Annotated in this window: 16 protein-coding genes; 4 read left to right on the top strand and 12 right to left on the bottom strand. The window is 60.7% G+C overall.

The window, feature by feature from the left end:
• Positions 1-2 precede the first annotated feature (2 nt).
• From YUU_RS0104145 to YUU_RS0104100, 9 genes are all read right to left on the bottom strand, one after another.
• Positions 3-1805 (bottom strand): putative nucleotidyltransferase substrate binding domain-containing protein, encoded by a 1803-nt coding sequence (locus YUU_RS0104145; protein ID WP_027521230.1) that lies wholly within the window; start codon positions 1803-1805, stop codon positions 3-5.
• 106 nt (positions 1806-1911) lie between these two features.
• Complete coding sequence (locus YUU_RS0104140; protein ID WP_027521229.1) at positions 1912-3603, bottom strand: cation acetate symporter; 1692 nt, start codon at positions 3601-3603, stop codon at positions 1912-1914.
• Positions 3600-3902 (bottom strand): DUF485 domain-containing protein, encoded by a 303-nt coding sequence (locus YUU_RS0104135; protein ID WP_027521228.1) that lies wholly within the window; start codon positions 3900-3902, stop codon positions 3600-3602. The genes YUU_RS0104140 and YUU_RS0104135 overlap by 4 nt, the downstream gene beginning before the upstream one ends.
• A gap of 427 nt (positions 3903-4329) precedes the next feature.
• Positions 4330-4668 carry a hypothetical protein gene (locus YUU_RS50020; protein WP_198031692.1) on the bottom strand — a complete coding sequence of 113 codons (339 nt, stop codon included), beginning with the start codon at positions 4666-4668 and terminating at the stop codon, positions 4330-4332.
• A gap of 48 nt (positions 4669-4716) precedes the next feature.
• Positions 4717-5304 (bottom strand): adenylate kinase, encoded by a 588-nt coding sequence (locus YUU_RS0104120; protein WP_027521226.1) that lies wholly within the window; start codon positions 5302-5304, stop codon positions 4717-4719.
• A 28-nt stretch (positions 5305-5332) separates the two neighbouring features.
• A complete protein-coding gene (acs, locus tag YUU_RS0104115; RefSeq protein WP_035661143.1) occupies positions 5333-7282 on the bottom strand; it encodes an acetate--CoA ligase in 1950 nt (649 codons plus the stop codon).
• A 40-nt stretch (positions 7283-7322) separates the two neighbouring features.
• The gene (locus tag YUU_RS0104110; RefSeq protein ID WP_027521224.1) at positions 7323-7682 is read right to left on the bottom strand and encodes a DUF779 domain-containing protein; all 360 of its coding nucleotides are present in this window, start codon (positions 7680-7682) and stop codon (positions 7323-7325) included.
• 71 nt (positions 7683-7753) lie between these two features.
• Positions 7754-9271: an aldehyde dehydrogenase gene (adh, locus tag YUU_RS0104105; protein ID WP_027521223.1), complete on the bottom strand. Its 1518-nt coding sequence runs from the start codon at positions 9269-9271 to the stop codon at positions 7754-7756.
• Between the two features lie 137 nt (positions 9272-9408).
• The gene (locus tag YUU_RS0104100; RefSeq protein WP_027521222.1) at positions 9409-10377 is read right to left on the bottom strand and encodes a GAF domain-containing protein; all 969 of its coding nucleotides are present in this window, start codon (positions 10375-10377) and stop codon (positions 9409-9411) included.
• 361 nt (positions 10378-10738) lie between these two features.
• Here YUU_RS0104100 and YUU_RS0104095 point away from each other — a divergent pair, with 361 nt between their 5' ends.
• From YUU_RS0104095 to YUU_RS50010, 4 genes are all read left to right on the top strand, one after another.
• Positions 10739-11419 (top strand): response regulator transcription factor, encoded by a 681-nt coding sequence (locus tag YUU_RS0104095; protein WP_027521221.1) that lies wholly within the window; start codon positions 10739-10741, stop codon positions 11417-11419.
• A 243-nt stretch (positions 11420-11662) separates the two neighbouring features.
• A complete protein-coding gene (locus tag YUU_RS0104090) occupies positions 11663-12655 on the top strand; it encodes an ABC transporter substrate-binding protein (protein ID WP_027521220.1) in 993 nt (330 codons plus the stop codon).
• A 323-nt stretch (positions 12656-12978) separates the two neighbouring features.
• Positions 12979-13626: a septal ring lytic transglycosylase RlpA family protein gene (locus YUU_RS56065; protein WP_245287939.1), complete on the top strand. Its 648-nt coding sequence runs from the start codon at positions 12979-12981 to the stop codon at positions 13624-13626.
• 538 nt (positions 13627-14164) lie between these two features.
• Positions 14165-14875, top strand: coding sequence for an alpha/beta fold hydrolase (locus YUU_RS50010; protein WP_051389614.1), 711 nt, complete (start codon positions 14165-14167; stop codon positions 14873-14875).
• 295 nt (positions 14876-15170) lie between these two features.
• Here the strand turns inward: YUU_RS50010 and frc are convergent, their stop codons facing one another.
• The 3 genes from frc to YUU_RS0104060 all read right to left on the bottom strand — a co-directional run bounded on the left by frc (position 15171) and on the right by YUU_RS0104060 (position 19014).
• On the bottom strand, positions 15171-16448 hold the full coding sequence (gene frc, locus YUU_RS0104070) for a formyl-CoA transferase (protein WP_027521219.1): 1278 nt from the start codon (positions 16446-16448) through the stop codon (positions 15171-15173).
• A 63-nt stretch (positions 16449-16511) separates the two neighbouring features.
• Positions 16512-18245: an oxalyl-CoA decarboxylase gene (gene oxc, locus YUU_RS0104065; RefSeq protein ID WP_027521218.1), complete on the bottom strand. Its 1734-nt coding sequence runs from the start codon at positions 18243-18245 to the stop codon at positions 16512-16514.
• Positions 18246-18318: 73 nt separating this feature from the next.
• Entirely contained in the window at positions 18319-19014 is a 696-nt protein-coding gene (locus YUU_RS0104060; RefSeq protein ID WP_051389613.1) for a GntR family transcriptional regulator, read from the bottom strand.
• Positions 19015-19333 lie beyond the last annotated feature (319 nt).

Below are 19333 nucleotides of genomic sequence, written 5' to 3'. Positions count from 1 at the left end.
CTTTAGAACATGCCCAGCTTGAAACGATGACGGACAATTTCTCGAAACTGCTTCACGACCTGGAGCGCATCGCGCAGCAGATGACGTTCCATGCTGGACAAATGCGCGGGTCTCACCAGAGTGCCCGACGCGCCGCCGGATGCGGCCAGTTGGCCGTCGAGCCGGAGCATCAGCAGGAACCGGAAGGCCTGTTTCAGGTCGCGTCCAAAATCCGCTCGCAACACTCCCAGATCACATAGTCGGGAGATTCGCTTGTCGGTGGACGTCTCGCGCAGGCCCTGTTCGAGCGCCAGGCTGCGAACGCCGTGCACGATAGGAAAGATTCCGCCTTTCTTGAGGTCGAGTGCGTCTCCGCTACCCTCGGATGTGATCAGGTTGTTGAAGAGGCCGATTGGCGTTTCGAAGGCGTCAATTGCGCGCGCAAAGTGGGCCAGGAACGCTTGTTCACCCCGGATCAGCTCGATCAGCGTCGCCTTGGCCCTGTCCAGCAATGACGCGTTGCCGGCGATCGCCTGTGCATCGTAGACGATGGCCACATTCATGTGCGCGGCCTCGTCGGGGAGCGCGATCCAGCGACGGAAATCTGCCAGGTAATCGGTGAGCGGCTTCGACCATGCCGGATTGCTCACCATGATGTTGCCGGGGCAGGGCGGAAACCCGAAACGTCCTAGCGCGCCGGAGAACTCGTTCCGGAAAGACTCCAGGGATTTGCTCTCAACCGGACCATCGAGGATGAGACCGTTGTCCTGGTCAGTGCGCATGGTCTGCTCGCCGCGGCCCTCGCTACCCATCACGATCAGGCAACCGCTGGTCCGCAGCTCTGCCGGCGCGACCATCTCGAACAGTCTGGACAGCAGGCGCCGGTTGAGGTCGGAGACGATCTCCGCGATGACCTCGACCTTGACGCCTTGCCGCCGCAGAACCCGCGTTTGCGCCTCGGTCTCGCGTGCAGCACTCGCGAGATCCTGCAGGCTGGCGCCTCGATCGATGCGGCCGGCAACGACCTGAGCACTGCCTGCCAGGAAGCCCAGGAGATCGATTTCCTCGAGAATGCCGACAAACCGTTCACCGTCGTGCACGGCGAGCCGCCGCTTGTTGTGCTTCGTCATGAGCAGGAGAGCCGAGGAGACGAAATCGTCGGGGCGGATCGACACGATGTCGAAATTCGCGAGCTCGCCCACCGGAGTCTGGATCGGCAGACGCCGCAACACCACCGCTTTGGACAGGTTCATGCCCGTGATAATGCCGATCCGCTCGCCATTGCGAACGAACAGCGCGTTGCTGTTGATCTCGCGCATCAGGTGACCGGCGGCTTCAATCGTGTCGGTCGCAGCCATAAACGAGGGAGGGTGCAGGAATAGCTCGCCAACCTTGGCGTGCATCAGCGAGCCATAACGTCTGGCCTCCTCGTCGTTGGCGAGCTCATCCAGCTTTTGCGAGATTTCGCGGTAGAAGAATGCCGCAAATCGCGGGTTGGCCCTGATCAGGTTGAGGGCGACTTTCCGGGGGATCACATAGCAAAGCGTCTCATCGCGGGCGAGAAACTTGTGCCCGTTCTGGTCGTGAACGAGTGCACGGCTATCGAAGGTGTCCTTTGGACCAAGCAGCGCGAGCAGATCGGCTTCACCGCGCTCCTCGACTGTGCCTTTGATGACGACATAGAGGGCATCTGCGGGGGCGTCCCTACGGATGATTGCCTCGCCCGGACGGAAGTACGCGACGTCGAGCGCCGCTCGCAGCGTCTCGGCCTCGTTCGGCGTCAGGCGATCGAATGGTGGATTGTTTATGTCGAATGCCTTGGGCATTTCGGCCTTCCGAAGACACGGACGATCCAGGCCCCGGCGATTGACCCTCGAAACGTGGCATCGGCCGGTCCCGGCCGATGCCGAAGAGCCCGCCCGGGAACCTCGTTCAGTGCGTCGTGGCGGTGGCGGCTCCGATGCCGGTCTGGGACCGAACATATTGTGCATCAAAGCCGTCGCGGTCGAGAGCGGCACGCTTGCTGCGGTCCAGCGTGGAGAACAGCCAGATGCCGGCAAAGGCGATAGCCATCGAGAACAGCGCCGGATTGTCCAGTTTGATCGGCGCCGATCCCTTGGCGAAACCCAGCGTTACCTCCCAGACGGCCGGCGACAGCACGACGCCGACGACCGCACTGATGAGACCGAGGAAACCGCCGATCAGCGCGCCCCGCGTCGTCAGGCCTCTCCAGAAGATCGACATCACCAGCACGGGGAAGTTGCAGGAAGCCGCGATGGCGAAGGCAAGGCCCACCATGAAGGCGACATTCTGGTTCTCGAACACGATGCCGAGGAAGATCGCCAGCACGCCGAGGACCAGTGTTGCGATCTTCGAGACGCGGATCTCATCCTGCTCGTTGGCATTCCCGCCCTTGATGACCATGCCGTAGAGATCGTGGCTGATGGACGACGCACCGGCCAGGGCTAATCCCGACACCACCGCCAGGATGGTGGCAAAGGCGACGGCCGAAATGAACCCAAGGAACAGGTTGCCGCCGACGGCGTTCGCGAGATGGATCGCGGCCATGTTGGAGCCGCCCTTGATCGCCGCGATACCGCTCTTGGTCCGTTCAAGAATGGCCCCGTCCAGGAACATCGCATCGGTCGAAACCAGCGTGATCGCGCCAAAGCCGATGATGAAGGTCAGGATGTAGAAATAGCCGATAAAGCCCGTGGCATAGAACACCGATTTGCGCGCAGCCTGGGCGTCCTTCACCGTGAAGAAGCGCATCAGGATATGCGGCAGACCGGCCGTTCCGAACATCAGCGCAAGGCCGAGCGAGATCGCCGACAGCGGGTTGGAAATGAGGCTGCCGGGCTCCATGATCGCGAGCTTCTTGGGATGCACCTCGGTTGCCTTGGTGAACAGGGCTTCCGGACTGAACCCGAACTTGTAGAGGACGGCTCCGGCCATGAACGTTGCGCCCGAGAGCAGCAGCACCGCCTTGATGATCTGCACCCAGGTCGTTGCCTTCATTCCACCGAAGGTCACGTAGATCATCATCAGGCCGCCGACCAGGACGACCGCGATCCAGTAGTCGAGGCCGAACAGCAGCTGGATCAGCTTGCCTGCCCCGACCATCTGCGCGATCAGGTAGAACGCAACGGTCACCAGCGAGCCGCAGGCCGCCAGGATACGGATGTCGGTCTGCCCGAGCCGAAACGACGTGACGTCGGCAAAGGTGAACTTGCCGAGATTGCGTAGCTGCTCGGCGATCAGAAACGTGACGATCGGCCAACCCACGAGCCATCCGACGGAGTAGATCAAGCCGTCGTAGCCGGATGTGTAGACGAGGCCGGAAATGCCGAGGAATGAAGCCGCCGACATGTAGTCGCCGGCGATCGCAAGCCCGTTCTGGAAGCCGGTGATTCCGCCGCCGGCCGAGTAGAAGTCTGCAGCCGACGCGGTCCGCTTTGCGGCCCAATAGGTGATGACGAGCGTCAAGCCGACGAACCCGACGAACATACCGATCGCCGACCAGTTGATCGCCTGCTTGGAGCCACCCTCGACGGCGCCGGCGGCAAGTGCGAGCGTGGGGATGCTCGCGAGCAGGAGCACAAGCAACCAGGAGACCTTTTTCATGAGGGGTTCTCCTCGACAATCTTGCGAATGAGTACGTCGTAGCTGGAATTCGCCTGCCGCACGTAGATGCCCGTCAGCACGAAAGCGAGCACGATGACGGACAATCCGATTGGAATGCCGATCGTCGTCACGCCGCTGCCAAGTGGGGTGCCCAGAAACTTGGGAGCGTAGGCTACCAGCAAAATAAAGCCGAAGTAGATGACAAGCATGATCAGCGACAGCGTCCAGCCCAGCGACGAACGTCGGCGCACGAGCTCCTGGTAATTCGGATCGCGTTCAATCCTTGCGAGCTTGCTCACAGCAATGATCCCTGGAGTTCCCGTTGAGACAGCCCCCCTTACGAGTGAGGGCGGGACTAGATTGTCCTGCTGACGGACCGGGCTCCATGATCCAGATCAAAATTCGGCCAATCCGGGTGAGATGCCCTCCCGGCGACGTCTGGATTGGCCCAACAGGTGCTTTCGCTTGGTTACTGGAACGCGTGCGGCAAGCGTCTTTATCGATCTGTTGCCTTTGCCTTGGGGAGGTTCGCCAGCTTGGATTTTTCCTCCGCAAGGAGCCGCTCGACGGTCCCGCGCGTTCTTTCGTCCAGTGGGGTCTGCAAGAGCCTGCTGTAGTGCTCAATATTCAACTGAGCTATCTCGCGAGGACCCGTAAAGCTGTTTTCCATGATCCTTCTCGCGGTGAGATAATCGCAGTGGCTGATCATTCGGTCCAGGCCAACCTTCAGCGCGACGCCAAGAGGCCGCTCCCTGCTACGTCATGCCCGTGACCGGACGCAGCCAGACGCTCATTTGAAAGACGCCTGGCATTTGCCGCCACCTTCTCCCGAAACCGATTGATCACGTTGACGGCAGTCGCTCCGCACAAAAGCCTGACGCCAACATCAACGACAGCGTCAATCTTTTCGCCAACCATGAGATAAGCCTCATGCTGCGCGTCGGTACCGCCATTAGCAAGCTTTGAGACACGTAGGCCAATGACCTCGCTCGATTCCAGCGCGAGCAATGTGATCGTGAGCCATGGTCCAAGCATGAATACCCCTTGTTGCCGATAATCGGACACTATCCCGCACCGGGTTTCTTGTTGCGGTGGGATCTGACTATCTCCAAATCAGGTGAACGCTGATAGGGCCTTCGTCAATTCTTCGGTCACGGCGTCAATCGGCTGCAAGCCGTCGACGGCTGCGAGGAGTCCCCGCGACCGATAGTATTCGGCAACGGGAGCGGTTTGAGCACGATATGCCTTCAGCCGCGTCCTGAAGGTCTCCGGATTATCGTCGCTGCGCGCGGACTGGCCTTGACTTGCCGCTTCCGCGGCACGACCCTTGATGCGCACGAGGAGCACGTCCTCGTTGACCTCGAGTTCAAGAACTGCGTCGAGTCCGATTCCTCTGGCCGCCAGTTCCCGATCGAGGGCCTCGGCCTGTGGCACGGTCCGGGGAAAGCCGTCGAGCACGAACCCGTTCGCGGCGTCCGCGTGGTCAATTCGATCCGCAACGACCGCAATGACGACCTCATCCGGCACAAGCTCCCCACGGTCCATGATGTGCCGGGCGCGCAAGCCAAGCGAAGTCCCCGCGGTTGCCGCTTCACGCAGCATGTCCCCGGTCGACAACTGCGGAACACCGAAGCGTTTCGCGATTCTTGAGGCCTGCGTGCCCTTACCCGCGCCCGGTGCGCCCAACAGAACCAGTCTCATCGGCCAAGCTCCTCTGCGTTAATTGGTTCTAGCGATTCTTGATCAGATCCTGGACCACCGAGGGATCGGCCAGCGTCGACGTATCGCCAAGCGCACCAAACTCGTTCTCCGCGATCTTGCGCAGGATTCGCCGCATGATCTTTCCGGAGCGCGTCTTTGGCAGCCCCGGCGCGAACTGGATGATGTCGGGGGCGGCGATCGGGCCGATTTCCTTGCGAACCCAGGCGATCAGTTCCTGGCGCAGCGTCGGCGAGGGCTCGCTGTCAGCCATCAGGGTCACGTAGGCATAGATACCCTGTCCCTTGATGGCGTGGGGAAAGCCGACCACGGCAGCTTCGGAGACATCCTTGTGAGCAACCAACGCGCTTTCCACTTCGGCTGTCCCCATGCGATGGCCTGAGACGTTGATGACGTCGTCGACCCGGCCGGTGATCCAGTAGTAGCCATCGCTGTCGCGCCGGCATCCATCTCCGGTGAAATACTTGCCCGGATAGGTCGAGAAGTAGGTCTGCATGAAGCGTTCGTGATCGCCGTAAACGGTACGCATCTGGCCGGGCCATGAATCGGCAATGACGAGGTTTCCTTCGCAGGCCCCCTCCAGCACCGTGCCAGCGGCATCCACGACTTCCGGTCCGATTCCAAAGAACGGCGACGCGGCCGAACCGGGCTTCAGGGCGGTTGCGCCGGGAAGCGGCGTAATCATGATGCCGCCAGTCTCGGTCTGCCACCAGGTGTCGACGATCGGGCAACGCTGCTCGCCCACCACGCGGTGATACCACTCCCACGCTTCCGGATTGATCGGCTCGCCGACCGAGCCGAGCAGGCGCAGCGAGGCGCGGCTGGTCCGTTTGACCGGTTCTTCACCAGCCGCCATCAGGGAGCGGATGGCTGTCGGCGCGGTATAGAAGATGTTGACCTTGTATTTGTCGATGACCTCCCAAAACCGCGACGTCGACGGGTAGTTGGGGACGCCCTCGAACATCAGGGTAGTCGCGCCATTGGCCAGCGGGCCGTAGACGATGTAGCTGTGGCCCGTGACCCAACCGACATCCGCCGTGCACCAGTAGACGTCGCCGTCGTGGTAGTCGAACACGTATTGATGCGTCATCGATGCGTAGACGAGATATCCGCCCGTCGTGTGGACCACCCCTTTGGGCGCACCGGTGGATCCCGACGTGTAGAGGATGAACAGGGGATCCTCGGCGTTCATTTCGGCCGGCTCGCATGCGGCCGACGCCTTTGCCATCTCATCTTCATACCAGACATCACGGCCATCGACCCAATCGACCTTGCTGCCGGTACGTTTGACCACAATCATCGTCTGAACGATGTTGGACGACTTCGCGACCGCCGCATCGGCGTTGGCCTTCAATGGAACTTTTCGTCCGCCGCGCAGACCTTCGTCTGCCGTTATGACGATTTTCGAGCGGCATCCTTCAATCCGTCCGGCAAGCGCATCCGGCGAGAAACCTCCAAACACGATGGAATGAATCGCGCCGATCCGGGCACAGGCCAGCATGGCGAAGGCAGCTTCCGGAATCATGGGCAGGTATATCGTGACCGTATCGCCTTTCGCCACGCCGTTGCGCTTCAGTACATTGGCGAGACGGCAGACGTGTTCGTGCAGCTCCTTGTACGTGATGAGCTTCGACTCGTTCGGGTCGTCCCCCTCCCAGATGATCGCGATCTGGTCGGCGCGCGCGGCAAGGTGCCGGTCGATGCAATTCATCGATACGTTGGTGGTACCGTCCTCGAACCACTTGATGGAGACCTTGCCGGGATCGAAGCTGGTATTCTTCACCTTCGTGAAGGGGGTGATCCAGTTGATCCGACTCCCGTGATATCCCCAGAATTGATCCGGAGCAGAAATCGAGACGGCGTACATCTCACGGTACTTTGCCGCGTCCACATGAGCCCGCTTCGCCCAAATTTCCGGTACTCCGTAGCTTAGTTCTTCCGGGCTCGGTAATGCGCTCATGCAATCTCTCCACTCCGCCCCGAAGGGGCGCCACTCAGGCTCACGATGATGATGGTGCCGCACTACGGCTCGCCGAACACACGCGCGAACGCGTCAGAAACCGCTTCTCGCGGCCGTTATCGAGGGAGAACATTCCGCCCCGACCGGGAACGACGTCGATGATGAGGTCGGTATGCTTCCACGCCTCGAACTGCGGGGCGCTGATATAGACAGGTGCCCCACCGATATGTCCGAGCAAAACGTCGGTGTCCCCGATGATGAATTCGTTCCGGGGATAACACATCGGCGAGGATCCATCGCAGCAACCTCCCGACTGATGAAACAGGACAGGGCCGTGCTCCCTGACGATTTCATCGAGCAGCTGGAGCGCTGCGGGCGTTGCGGAAACCTTGTCCTCCAAAGACCACTCCCTGAGGCTGAAAAAATGACCGACGCGGACGACTACGACCGCGCCGGCAAGTCTGGGAGAACTCAGAAGAAGCCCAGCTTCTTGGGGCTGTAACTCACCAGCATGTTCTTCGTCTGCTGATAGTGATCCAGCATCATCTTGTGGGTTTCGCGACCGATACCGGACTGCTTGTAGCCGCCGAATGCCGCATGTGCGGGGTAGGCGTGATAGCAGTTGGTCCAGACGCGCCCGGCCTGAATCGCGCGACCGAAGCGATAGAGCCGGTTCGCATCACGACTCCAGATGCCGGCGCCGAGGCCATAGAGCGTGTCGTTGGCGATCGACAATGCCTCCTCGTCGTCCTTGAAGGTCGTCACTGACACCACCGGTCCGAAAATCTCCTCCTGGAAGATCCGCATCTTGTTGTGGCCCTTGAACACGGTCGGCTTGACATAATAGCCGCGGGCCAGATCGCCCGGCAGTTCGTTGCGCGAGCCGCCCGTCAGGACCGTTGCGCCCTCCTGGCGGCCGATGTCGATATAGGAAAGGATCTTTTCGAGCTGTTCGCTCGACGCCTGCGCGCCGATCATCGTGGCCGGGTCGAGCGGGTCACCCTGAACGATCGCCTCGACACGCCTCAGCGCACGCTCCATGAACTTGTCGTAGATTCCTTCATGGATGAGCGCCCGGCTCGGGCAGGTGCAAACCTCGCCCTGGTTGAGGGCAAACATCACAAAGCCTTCGATCGCCTTGTCGAAGAAGTCGTCGTCCTCGGCGGTTACATCCTTGAAGAAGATGTTGGGCGACTTGCCGCCAAGCTCCAGTGTCACCGGGATCAGGTTCTGGGCGGCGTATTGCATGATCAGCCGGCCCGTCGTGGTCTCGCCGGTGAAGGCGATCTTGGAGATGCGGGGGCTGGAGGCGAGAGGCTTGCCGGCCTCGAGGCCAAAGCCGTTGACGATGTTGAGGACGCCGGGCGGCAACAGGTCGCCGACCAATCCGATCCAGACCAGGATCGAAGCGGGCGTCTGCTCGGCAGGCTTGAGCACCACGCAGTTGCCAGCGGCGATGGCGGGCGCGAGCTTCCAGCAGGCCATCAGAAGCGGGAAGTTCCAGGGGATGATCTGGCCGACGACCCCAAGCGGTTCGTGGAAATGGTAGGCAACCGTATCATGATCGATCTCGGCAATGCTGCCTTCCTGTCCGCGAATGGCACCGGCGAAGTAGCGGAAATGATCGATCGCGAGCGGCAGATCGGCCGCCGTCGTTTCGCGGATTGGCTTGCCGTTGTCCCAGGTTTCCGCCAAAGCGAGGAGGTCGAGATTTTCTTCCATACGATCGGCGATCTTGTTGAGAATGATCGCGCGTTCCGCGGCGCTGGTCCGTCCCCAAGCATCCTTGGCAGCGTGGGCGGCATCGAGCGCGGCTTCCACATCCTGCTCATTTGAGCGGGCGATCTCGCAAAGCAATTGGCCATTCACCGGCGACCTGTTTTCGAAATACTTACCGGAGCGCGGCTCGGCCCATTTGCCGCCAATGAAGTTGCCGTAGCGCGTTTCAAAGGGAACTTTCGCGGTCCGTGAAAACTCCACCTTGTTCATGGTCGTCCTCCTCAAACTGCGACGCTTGATGCGGCGCTTGAGGAGAGGCTTGTCGATATTGGATCGTCGTGCCAGCCCCCTGGAACGGATTGCCATCCCATATGTCTCAAGACTGAGACATTCGAGAGGGCAAAGAGTCAACGGGCGGGGCGAAGGCCCGATCGCCGCAGCTTTCGGTAAAGTGTAGCCCGGCTTACGCCAAGCGCTTCAGCTGCGGCTTTGACATTACCCTCCGCCCGCGTCAGCGCGCGTTGCAGCACCCGACGCTCGGCCGTCGCAAGGTCTTCGGACAGCCGCTTTGACATACCCAGAATCTCCGCTGCGGGCAGTGGATTCTGCAGACAGGCGTGGGAGAGGCCAAGCGCCTGGCGGGCCACGCGGCTAGCCCCCACGACAAGATCGTCTTCGTCCACGGCGATGAAGGCTTTCCCCATCTTGTCGGGGACCGGAACGATCTGGATCCGCGCTCGAGAATAGGCCAAACGGAAGCATTCGGCCTCAATCCGCGCTGCGGCGTCGATCACCGCCGCCGCGAGAAGATTGACGTAGCATTCGATGAAATCCGCCCTGCATGACGACACATCGAGTGCCCCCACCAGATGCCCCTCATGGTCGTAAAGCGGGGCAGTCGTGCAGCTCAATCGAGCATTGCGCGAATAGAAATGTTGGTCACGATGGATCGTCAGTGCGCGATGCTCGACGAGACAGGTGCCGATGCCGTTCGTACCCTCGCTGTCTTCGCTCCAGACTGCACCAGGCCATAGTCCCCAATCCAGAAACGTTGGATCGTCGCCAGGCGCGCCGCGCCGCTCGACGGGAACGCCGCTCCGATCTGCAAGCAGCACACAGCAACCTGTCCCTCCAACCGCAGTGTGGAGCCTGTCGAGGCTTGGCTGCGCGACGTGGATGAGCGGCTCGATTTCTTGCCTGACCTTCCTTAGTTCGGAATCGGTTAGTCTCTTCGGCGGGGTTCGTTCGTCCGGATCAAGCTTATGGAAACATGCCGACCTTTGCCATGAAGCAATCAGCGCGGATTTCGCAGCACCATTCGACGAGATCGCGGAGTGGACCCGATCTGCGTGGTGGCCAGTTCCATCTGCCGGCATTTGCTTCTCCGAGGATTCTCACCTGTCGGACTCGTCGCCCGTTCACTCCATCAATCTGCAAAACCAGCTTATCGAGGCCCTGCGGCGCCAGACCTGTCCCAGAAGACCCGGGTCGATCAGCGCATTTCACGCCAGATCACGGGCCACTCGGTACGAGAATGCACTTAGCCGACCCAACTGCGATTGACTTGATGTATCGCAAGCCGGATGCGCTTTCTTGGGCGACAGGACCTTCTTGCTGCACAGCTCCAGGGCTCGGATGCTCTTTGCGCGCGGCGGCGTTGCGACACCGAATTGAGCTAGATCAAAACCGAACTGCACACAGCCGGCATTTTGTCCTGCCTTTGCAGGATCAACGCACATGAGAGTTCTCGTCGTGGACGATCATCCACTGTTTCGGGAGGCGGTGGGCAATAGCATTCGCCAGGCCGTAGCCGATGCTGAGATCATAGAGGCGGCAACGATCGACGAAGCGCTCGATGTGCTGTCTTGTGGCGGAATTGAGCTTACGCTTTTCGACCTGTCCTTACCCGGAACGACAGGATTGTCCGGTCTTCTACGTCTCCGTAAAGCCTTCCCGGGGAGTCCAATCGTCGTCATTTCGTGCCACAAGGATTCGCTGATCGTGGCAAGCGCGCTCTTTCTCGGCGTATCAGGTTACATCCACAAGTCCACTTCGAAGAAAGAACTCGTACGCGCGATCGGCGAAGTGCTGCGAGGTTCGATTTATCTCCCAAACTGCTACCGGCACAATGCGGAGCCAGATCGATCCAAGGATTCGCTCGAGGAGTTCCTGAAGCGCCTGCACGATCTGACCCCGCAACAATTGCGGGTCCTCGAGTTGATCCACCGCGGCTTGCAGAACAAGCAGATCGCGTACGAACTGCGTATATGCGAAACGACCGTCAAGGTGCACGTGTCGGAGATCCTTCGCAAATTGGACATTGCGAATCGCACCAAAGCCATCGTCGAGATGTCAAAGATCGACTTCGCGAACCTCGCCGGGGACAGCCCCGGCATGCGGGTCCAGGAGAGCGTGTGAGCAAGCCACCAAGGCTCAGGGGATGTGAGCCACAGAGCCAAGCAGGCCAGGAATTGAGATCGCTTCGTGAAGCAAAGCGGTCGAGGTCTAAATATTGGAGCATTGCGGACTAGAGTTGCTCGCATTGAGTGTCTCGCGTTTTGACCCATCTGCGACATCAGTGCGAATATTTGCTGTGACGCACATTACACTTGGAGCTCGAAGCATATGCTAGATCGTGTCGCTCGACCTGAAGGGCGACGAATGCGACGACGCAAGTTCATTGCACTTTTAGTAGGTGCGGCCGCTGGCTGGACGTTGGCCTCGTGCACGCAGCAGGCGACGGGCATGCGTCGCGTTGCGTTCCTCCATCCGTACCTCGAGAATGATAGCGAAGTGCTGACCCGCGTCATTGCGTTTCGGAAGGGGCTCGAGGCGCTCGGGTGGATCGAGAATCGCAATATTCGAATTGAGCATCGATATACCGGCGGAGATCTGGGCCGGATCCGAGCCTACGCGACGGAGCTGGTGCATTCGGCGCCGGACGTCATCGTCGGAAGCGGGACGCCAATCACCGCAGCATTGAAAGAGGCGACCAGCACCATTCCGATCGTATTCAACCTCGTCAACGATCCGGTCGGACAGGGTTTCGTGACCAGCCTGTCGCGGCCGGGCGGCAACATCACCGGCTTCACCTTCATCGATTTCCTATTGATTGGGAAATGGATGGAGATGATTAAGGAAATTGCTCCCGGGGTCAGACATGTAGCGCTCATCTTCAATCCCGACACGACGCCTTTTTACCCGGCATTCCTACGCGAACTCGAAGCGGCCCGCACATCGCTCGCCCTCGAGCTCTCCGCATCTCCTGTGCACGACGAGGCGGAGGTCGAGGCAGCCATCACGGCGCTCGCACGCGAGCCTGGCGGCGCTCTGATCGTCGCACCGGACGCATTCATCAACAATCACCGCCGGGCGGTCATTACATTGACGGAACGACGGCGACTTCCTGCGATATACGGCTTCCGGCAGTTCGCTGCGGAAGGGGCACTGATCTCCTATGGACCGAATACTGCCGACATAGTCCGACGCTCGGCTGGGTACGTCGATCGTGTCCTCAAAGGTGAAAGACCGGCCGACCTTCCGGTGCAGGCGCCGACGAAATACGAGTTAGTCATCAATCTCAAAACTGCGAAAGCGCTTGGCATTGCGCCAGCTCCTGAGCTGCTCGCTCGCGCCGCCGGAGTGATCCAATAGAACTTCCTTGTTGCGATGCATGAGTCCGGAAATAGCCCGAGCCGAACAGGCTGACGCGCATTGTCAGGTCGGATTTCAAACGTCCATCGGACATGGGTCCACGCTCGCTTTCAGAGCCGCTTTTGATCCCAACGCTTGCTCCTACTCACGTACTGTCAAAGAAGCTCCAATCAGTCATGCTGCTGACGCAATCTCTGTCTTAGTCGGAGAGATGCAAAACACTGCGTGAGAACCACCCTGGTTCCCACAACGGTTCCGTCGCCAGGATTGGCACGAATCCGCAAAAAATTGGCACGAGCTCGTTTAACGCCTCCGCGTTTCGCGTGACCGTGTTTTTGCGGCATCGGGAACCGAACAATCGAAAAAAAATCAGTCGAGGAGTTATGATGGTGTTCCACTCGAGCGCCGCAATTTGCGGCGCCGTAGTTGCGCTTGCCATGTCTGTTACCGTTGCTCGAAGTGAAATCGGTGCAGTTCATTCAAGTGCCGTCGTCAATGCCGCTTCTGGGGATGCGATCATTGGCGCAGCATCCATGTACAATCCGTTCCGGCCCGGATGGCGGGAGGGCGGTCCGAACACAGCCTCCGGCGAGCGCTATGATCCCTCCGTCTGGGCGGCTGCCATCAAGACGAGTTTGCGTCAGAAATTCGGTGGGGTCCAATTTGGCGCGAGGCCGAAATATGCCCTCGTTGAGGCGGTAGGTAAAAAAGCAATCGTCAAAATAAATGACGTGGGACCACTAACGCCCGGCCGCATCATTGACCTGAACGAGCGGACGATGCGCTACTTCGATCCAAGTCTGCAGCGCGGGGTAATTGCTGGCGTAAGTGTCAGGCCGCTTGCAGGGGACTATTGGATCCCCGGACCGGTCGTCGACGGTCTTCTAGCCGCTGATCTTTGCGGCGATGACGCCTCTGGCGGCAAGGCGCCGGCCGGCGCAACTTGCGTTGCCAACAGTTCTGAAATGTAGAGAAGAGCCTGACCGAATGTCGCCTCCTGCCTTCAGCCGACGTGGCTGGGGGAACTCCGTTCACGCCGGCACGTGGCGCAACATCGCATCAAAGCAAGGTCCGCGCTTGCGCTGGTGTCGGGATGATAGCGGACATCAGGTGGACTCTGCGATCATCGGGTTTTGCCACTGGATCGCCGACGATCGCTCGGCTCGGCGCCTGGGCGAGGCCACGCGCGAGGTGGACTAGAGGAAGGCGCGATGGACTTTCTCGGGGCTGGTCGTCAGGACGCGGTGCAGGTGTACAATGCTGGGCATGATTGTTATCTTCGTGAATTGGTTGGTCCGGCGCGGACGTCCGTTGCCCATTCATGCCCCGAGGACGAACGAGACGTCACCGATTTGAGACGTCATCTCAACTTTTGTTGCTGGGTTATGTCGGGAGCGCCGGCGGCGGATCGTCCGGCCGGAACTGCTGAAACGGTGCCGCTTGGTTGCAGACTTCATAGCAATGTCTGCTTGTGTCCGCTATAGATGCACGTTCGGTCACGGGGGAAACTTGAATACAGATGTCGTCCTTATAGCAGGCCCGTTGGTTCGGGCCTCGAGCTGGGAGCCTACGGCCGAAAAGCTGCGTGACTCAGGATGGCGCGTACAAGTCCCGGATATTCTAGCGCATCATGTCTCTCCTCCGGCATGGAGCGCGTGGAGCCGCAGTCTTGTCAATCAAATTGCTCCTGCAAATGGGCTGGTGTTGATTGGCCACAGCTCAGCCAGCGCTCTAGCCGCCGATCTGGCGACCAAGTTGCCGACGAAGGCCGTGGTCATCGTCGATGGTGACATCCCGCCGATAGAAGGCGCGGCATATCCGGTTAGGCCAGCTCTGCGCGCTTTCATTCAAAATCTTGCGAGAGCGGATGGATCCCTCCCGGTGTGGTCAAAATGGTTCGACGGTGACGGACACCGCGCATCGCTGGTTGGCATCGACATCTTGAAAAGCGATCGCAACGCGTTCGCTCGGTTCGAAAGCGGTCTGCCGAAGATGAATATCAGTTGGTTCGACGAGACTGTCGACCTTGCCAGATGGGATCACATTCCCGCCGGGTTCATCCAAGCGTCTAAGCTCTACGACCACGCAACGGTAGAGGCGCGCGGCCGCGGTTGGCCAGTTATCAATTCGGAAGGGACGCACCTCGACCCAACTCTCCGTCCTGCCGAAACCGCGAATGCCATTGCTGTAATCGCGCGCACCCTTGGAGCGATCCCTTGATCGGCTTCCGGCACAACCAGGACCAGAGCGATGTCCGCGCTTGCGCGGATGTCGGGATGATAGCGGACGTCAGGCGGGGGAGACTCTGCGATGCTCGACTTTCGCCACTGATTTGCCCGACGTGTCAAACGAGTTCGTAAAATCCGTACTGTTCGTGCGTGCGAGTGGTCCTCGGCTACTTTGCATGGGGTTGTTTTTCAGATTTTGGCGGAAGCCGCGCGAGCGAGAGAGAGGGCACGAAAAAAAAGGCCGCCTGAACAGGCGGCCCTTTCGTCTCGGGTCGAAGTAGTCCCGCTTACTCCGCGGCCTGCCTCTGCGGCGGATCGAGCGCGCCGGACTTGTGGATGTCGGCGACCTGGTGATCCGAGAAGCCGAGCACGGAACGCAGGATCTCGTCGGTGTGCTCGCCGAGCAGCGGGGAGCGCTGCACGTCGCTCGGTGAGTCCGACAGCTTGATCGGGTTGCCGACCGAGATGTACTTGCCGCGGGTGGGGTGGTCGACTTCGACCACGGTGCCGGTCGCGCGCAGCGACTGGTCTTCCGCGATCTCCTTCATCGAGAGGATAGGACCGCAGGGGATGTCGTCCTTGTTGAGGATCTCCATCGCCTCGAACTTCGTCTTCGTCATCGTCCACTGCTCGATGCGGGCGAAGATCTCGTTGAGCCGCGGCAAGCGGGCCGGGGGCTTTGCGTAGTTCGGATCGGTCTTCCAGGTCGGCTCGCCGATCACGTCGCAGATCTTCTCCCAGACCTGGGCCTGGGTGATGAAGTAGATGTAGGCGTTCGGGTCGGTCTCCCAGCCCTTGCACTTCAGGATGCGGCCGGGCTGGCCGCCGCCGGAGTCGTTGCCGGCGCGCGGCACGGCATCGCCGAACGGAATGCCTTCGCCGAACTGGCTGTATTCCTTCAGCGGACCATGGGCGAGGCGCTGCTGGTCGCGCAGCTTGACGCGGGCGAGGTTGAGCACGCCGTCCTGCATCGCGGCGGTGACCTTCTGACCCTTGCCGGTCGCGGTGCGCTGGTAGAGTGCGGCCAGGATGCCGATTGCGAGGTGCAGGCCGGTGCCGGTGTCGCCGATCTGCGCGCCGGTGACGAGCGGCAGACCGTCGCGGAAGCCGGTGGTGGAGGCGGCGCCGCCGGTGCACTGCGCGACGTTCTCATAGACCTTGCAGTCCTCGTACGGCCCGGGACCAAAGCCCTTGATCGAGGCGACGATCATCTTGGGGTTGATCGCCTGGATCTTCTCCCAGGGGAAGCCCATGCGGTCGAGCACGCCGGGGCCGAAGTTCTCGACCAGCACATCGCACTTCCTGATCAGCTCGGTGAGAACCTCCTTGCCCTTGGGGTTCTTGGTGTCGAGCGTGATCGAGCGCTTGTTGTGGTTCAGCATGGTGAAATACAGGCTGTCCACGTTCGGGATGTCCTGCAGCTGGCCGCGGGTGATGTCGCCGACACCGGGACGCTCCACCTTGATCACGTCGGCGCCGAACCATGCCAGCAATTGCGTGCAGGTCGGCCCCGACTGGACGTGGGTGAAGTCGAGAATGCGAACGCCCGTGAGCGCCTTGGTCATCGTGTTTGCTCCGTACTCTGTCTGCCCCTGCACCCGCAGGGAATAATGGGTTGAAGGGGTAGCTTACTTCTTCTTCTGCAGAACGCTCTGCGGATTGAGATTGCCGATGCGGCCGCTCTCCGAGCCCGCCGCCGGATCGATCACCGCGTTGATCAGCGTCGGCTTGCCCGAGCTGATCGCCTCGTTGACGGCGCGCTTCAATTCGTCCGGCGAGGTGGCGTTCACGCCGACGCCGCCGAAGGCTTCCATCATCTTGTCGTAGCGCGCGCCCTTGACGAACACGGTGGTCGCAGGATCCGAGTTGGCGCTGTTGACGTCGGTGCCGCGATAGATGCCATCATTGTTGAAGATGACGACGCAGATTGGCAAGTTGTAGCGGCAGATGGTCTCGACCTCCATGCCGGAGAAGCCGAAGGCGCTGTCGCCTTCCACCGCGAGCACGGGGTTCCCGGTCTCGAGCGCGGCCGCAATCGCCTGGCCCATGCCGATGCCCATCACGCCCCAGGTGCCGACGTCGAGACGCTTGCGCGGCTTGTACATGTCGATGACGCCGCGGGCGAGGTCGAGTGTGTTGGCGCCTTCGTTGACGAGGATCGCGTCGGGATGCTCCTTGATGACGTTCTTCAGCACGCCGAGCGCACCGTGATAGTCCATCGGCGACTTGTTGTTCATGAGCTTCGGCGCCATCTTGGCGACGTTCTCTTCACGCTTGGTCGAAACAGCATTGGTCCATTCGGCCGGCGGGGCGGTCCAGCCCGCGCCCATCGCCTGGTTGAAGGCGGAGACGACGGAGCCGATGTCGCCGACGACGGGCGCGACGATCTCGACGTTGGAGTCCATCTCCTTCGGCTCGATGTCGACCTGGATGAATTTCTTGGGCGCTTCGCCCCAGCTCTTGCCCTTGCCGTGCGAGAGCAGCCAGTTGAGCCGCGCGCCGATCAGCAGAACGACATCGGACTCTTTCAGCACGGTCGAGCGGGCGGCGCCGGCGCACTGCGGATGCGTGTCGGGGAGAAGGCCCTTGGCCATGCTCATCGGCAGGAAGGGCACACCGCTCTTCTCGACGAAGCTCTTGATCTCTTCGTCGGCCTGCGCGTAGGCCGCGCCCTTGCCGAGGATGATCAGCGGGCGCTTTGCGCTCTTCAAAACATCAAGTGCGCGCTTCACTGAAGCAGGCGAGGGGATCTGCGCGGGCGCAGCATCGATCACCTTCACGAGCGACTTCTGGCCGGCATCGGCGTTCATCACCTGGCCGAACAGCTTTGCCGGCAAATCGAGATAGACGCCGCCGGGACGACCCGAGACCGCGGCGCGGATCGCGCGCGCCAGACCAATGCCGATGTCCTGGGCGTGCAGCACGCGATAGGCCGCTTTACACAGCGGCTTTGCGACCGCGAGCTGATCCATCTCCTCATAGTCGCCCTGCTGGAGGTCGACGATCTCGCGCTCGGAGGAGCCCGAGATCAGGATCATCGGGTAGCAGTTGGTGGTGGCGTGGGCCAGCGCGGTAAGGCCGTTGAGGAAGCCGGGGGCCGAAACGGTGAGGCAGACGCCGGGCTTCTTGGTGAGGAAACCTGCGATGCCCGCCGCGTAGCCGGCGTTCTGCTCGTGACGGAAGGAGATCACGCGGATGCCCGCGGCCTGCGCCATGCGGCCCAAATCCGTGATCGGGATGCCCGGCACATTATAGATCGTGTTGATGCCGTTCAGCTTGAGCGCGTCGATGACGAGATGAAAACCATCCGTCAATTCCTGCTCGGTGCCCGGTGCTTCGGACTTGGTCGCGGTATTCAGCATGGGCCTTGTCTCCCTGGTCTCAAGGTGCCGTTTAGGCTTTGGGGGCGAATGGTTCGCCCTTCTGGTGAAGTTGCTATGTAAAGAGTTCCTGGCCATGCGCTTCGACGTAAGCGGCAAGGCCGAGGGTGTGATCGCGGGCGCGCTTTTCGGCGAGTTCGGTGTCGCGCGCCTCCAGCGCTTCGATGATCCCGAGATGCTCGGGCAGTGAGGTCGCAGTGCGATCCTTCCGTCCGATCGTCAGTTGCCGGTAGCCGCGCACATGCAGCAGGAGGTCGTTGGTGAGGTCGACGAGGATCGGCGATTCCGACAGCGAGATCAGCGCCTGGTGAAAGGCGATGTTGGCGCGCGAATATTCCTCGATGTGATCCTCGGGCAGGCGGTCCTTTCCGAAGTCCTTGAAATAATCGCGCAGCGCCGAAATGTCCTTCTTGCGCGCAGTGGTGGTGATCAAGCGCGCCGCCATGCTCTCGAGCGCCGCCCAGGCGCGGATCATGTCGACGATCTCGCTCTTGGTCCTGCGCACCACCATGATGCCCCGGCGCGGCACGGTCTTCACGAAGCCGTCCTGCTCAAGCATCGCGATCGCTTCGCGGATCGGCGTCCGGCTCACGCCCAGGCGTTCGGACAGCGCGCGCTCGTCGAGCATCACCGGCTCGGGCGTCGAATAGATGTCCATCTTGAGGATCGCTTCCTTCAAGGCGTCATACGCCTTGTTCTTGAAGCTGCTCTCCGGGGCAATACGGACGATTGCGAGATCTGCCTCGGCCATGTTGGGCGATGCCTTGATTTGCTTCACGACGATTCTCCTCCTCAGGGGGAGTCGTCTTTTACAGGAATATTTACCGAAATGTTTTTGGCATACCACATGCCAGAATGTCAAGCTGCCTATTTTTTGCGGCCTTCGGCCTCATGACCCGCCTTGACAAGTTGGCTTCTGGCATACCAAATGCCATCGCCAGCCATTTTTGATCCAAGCCGGCGGAGTAAACTCGGGCTTTCTGCCCTCCGTTCCGCCGCATGGAACAAGGCGCGGCGAATGGCAAGCATCACGGGCAGCCGTAATACGCGCGCCTTGCAAAGCAAGATCT

Origin of the sequence: Bradyrhizobium sp. Ec3.3, assembly GCF_000472925.1 — a bacterium.
Taxonomy (GTDB): domain Bacteria; phylum Pseudomonadota; class Alphaproteobacteria; order Rhizobiales; family Xanthobacteraceae; genus Bradyrhizobium.
Note: the sequence above shows the minus strand (reverse complement) of the source record. Positions and strands in the feature narration are given on the sequence as shown.

Coding starts and splice junctions, on each gene's coding strand:
- YUU_RS0104145 (WP_027521230.1), bottom strand. CDS start 1,805: ATGCCCAAGGCATTCGACATAAACAATCCACCATTCGATCGCCTGACG.
- YUU_RS0104140 (WP_027521229.1), bottom strand. CDS start 3,603: ATGAAAAAGGTCTCCTGGTTGCTTGTGCTCCTGCTCGCGAGCATCCCC.
- YUU_RS0104120 (WP_027521226.1), bottom strand. CDS start 5,304: ATGAGACTGGTTCTGTTGGGCGCACCGGGCGCGGGTAAGGGCACGCAG.
- acs (WP_035661143.1), bottom strand. CDS start 7,282: ATGAGCGCATTACCGAGCCCGGAAGAACTAAGCTACGGAGTACCGGAA.
- adh (WP_027521223.1), bottom strand. CDS start 9,271: ATGAACAAGGTGGAGTTTTCACGGACCGCGAAAGTTCCCTTTGAAACG.
- YUU_RS0104100 (WP_027521222.1), bottom strand. CDS start 10,377: ATGCCGGCAGATGGAACTGGCCACCACGCAGATCGGGTCCACTCCGCG.
- YUU_RS0104095 (WP_027521221.1), top strand. CDS start 10,739: ATGAGAGTTCTCGTCGTGGACGATCATCCACTGTTTCGGGAGGCGGTG.
- YUU_RS0104090 (WP_027521220.1), top strand. CDS start 11,663: ATGCGACGACGCAAGTTCATTGCACTTTTAGTAGGTGCGGCCGCTGGC.
- frc (WP_027521219.1), bottom strand. CDS start 16,448: ATGACCAAGGCGCTCACGGGCGTTCGCATTCTCGACTTCACCCACGTC.
- oxc (WP_027521218.1), bottom strand. CDS start 18,245: ATGCTGAATACCGCGACCAAGTCCGAAGCACCGGGCACCGAGCAGGAA.
- YUU_RS0104060 (WP_051389613.1), bottom strand. CDS start 19,014: ATGGCCGAGGCAGATCTCGCAATCGTCCGTATTGCCCCGGAGAGCAGC.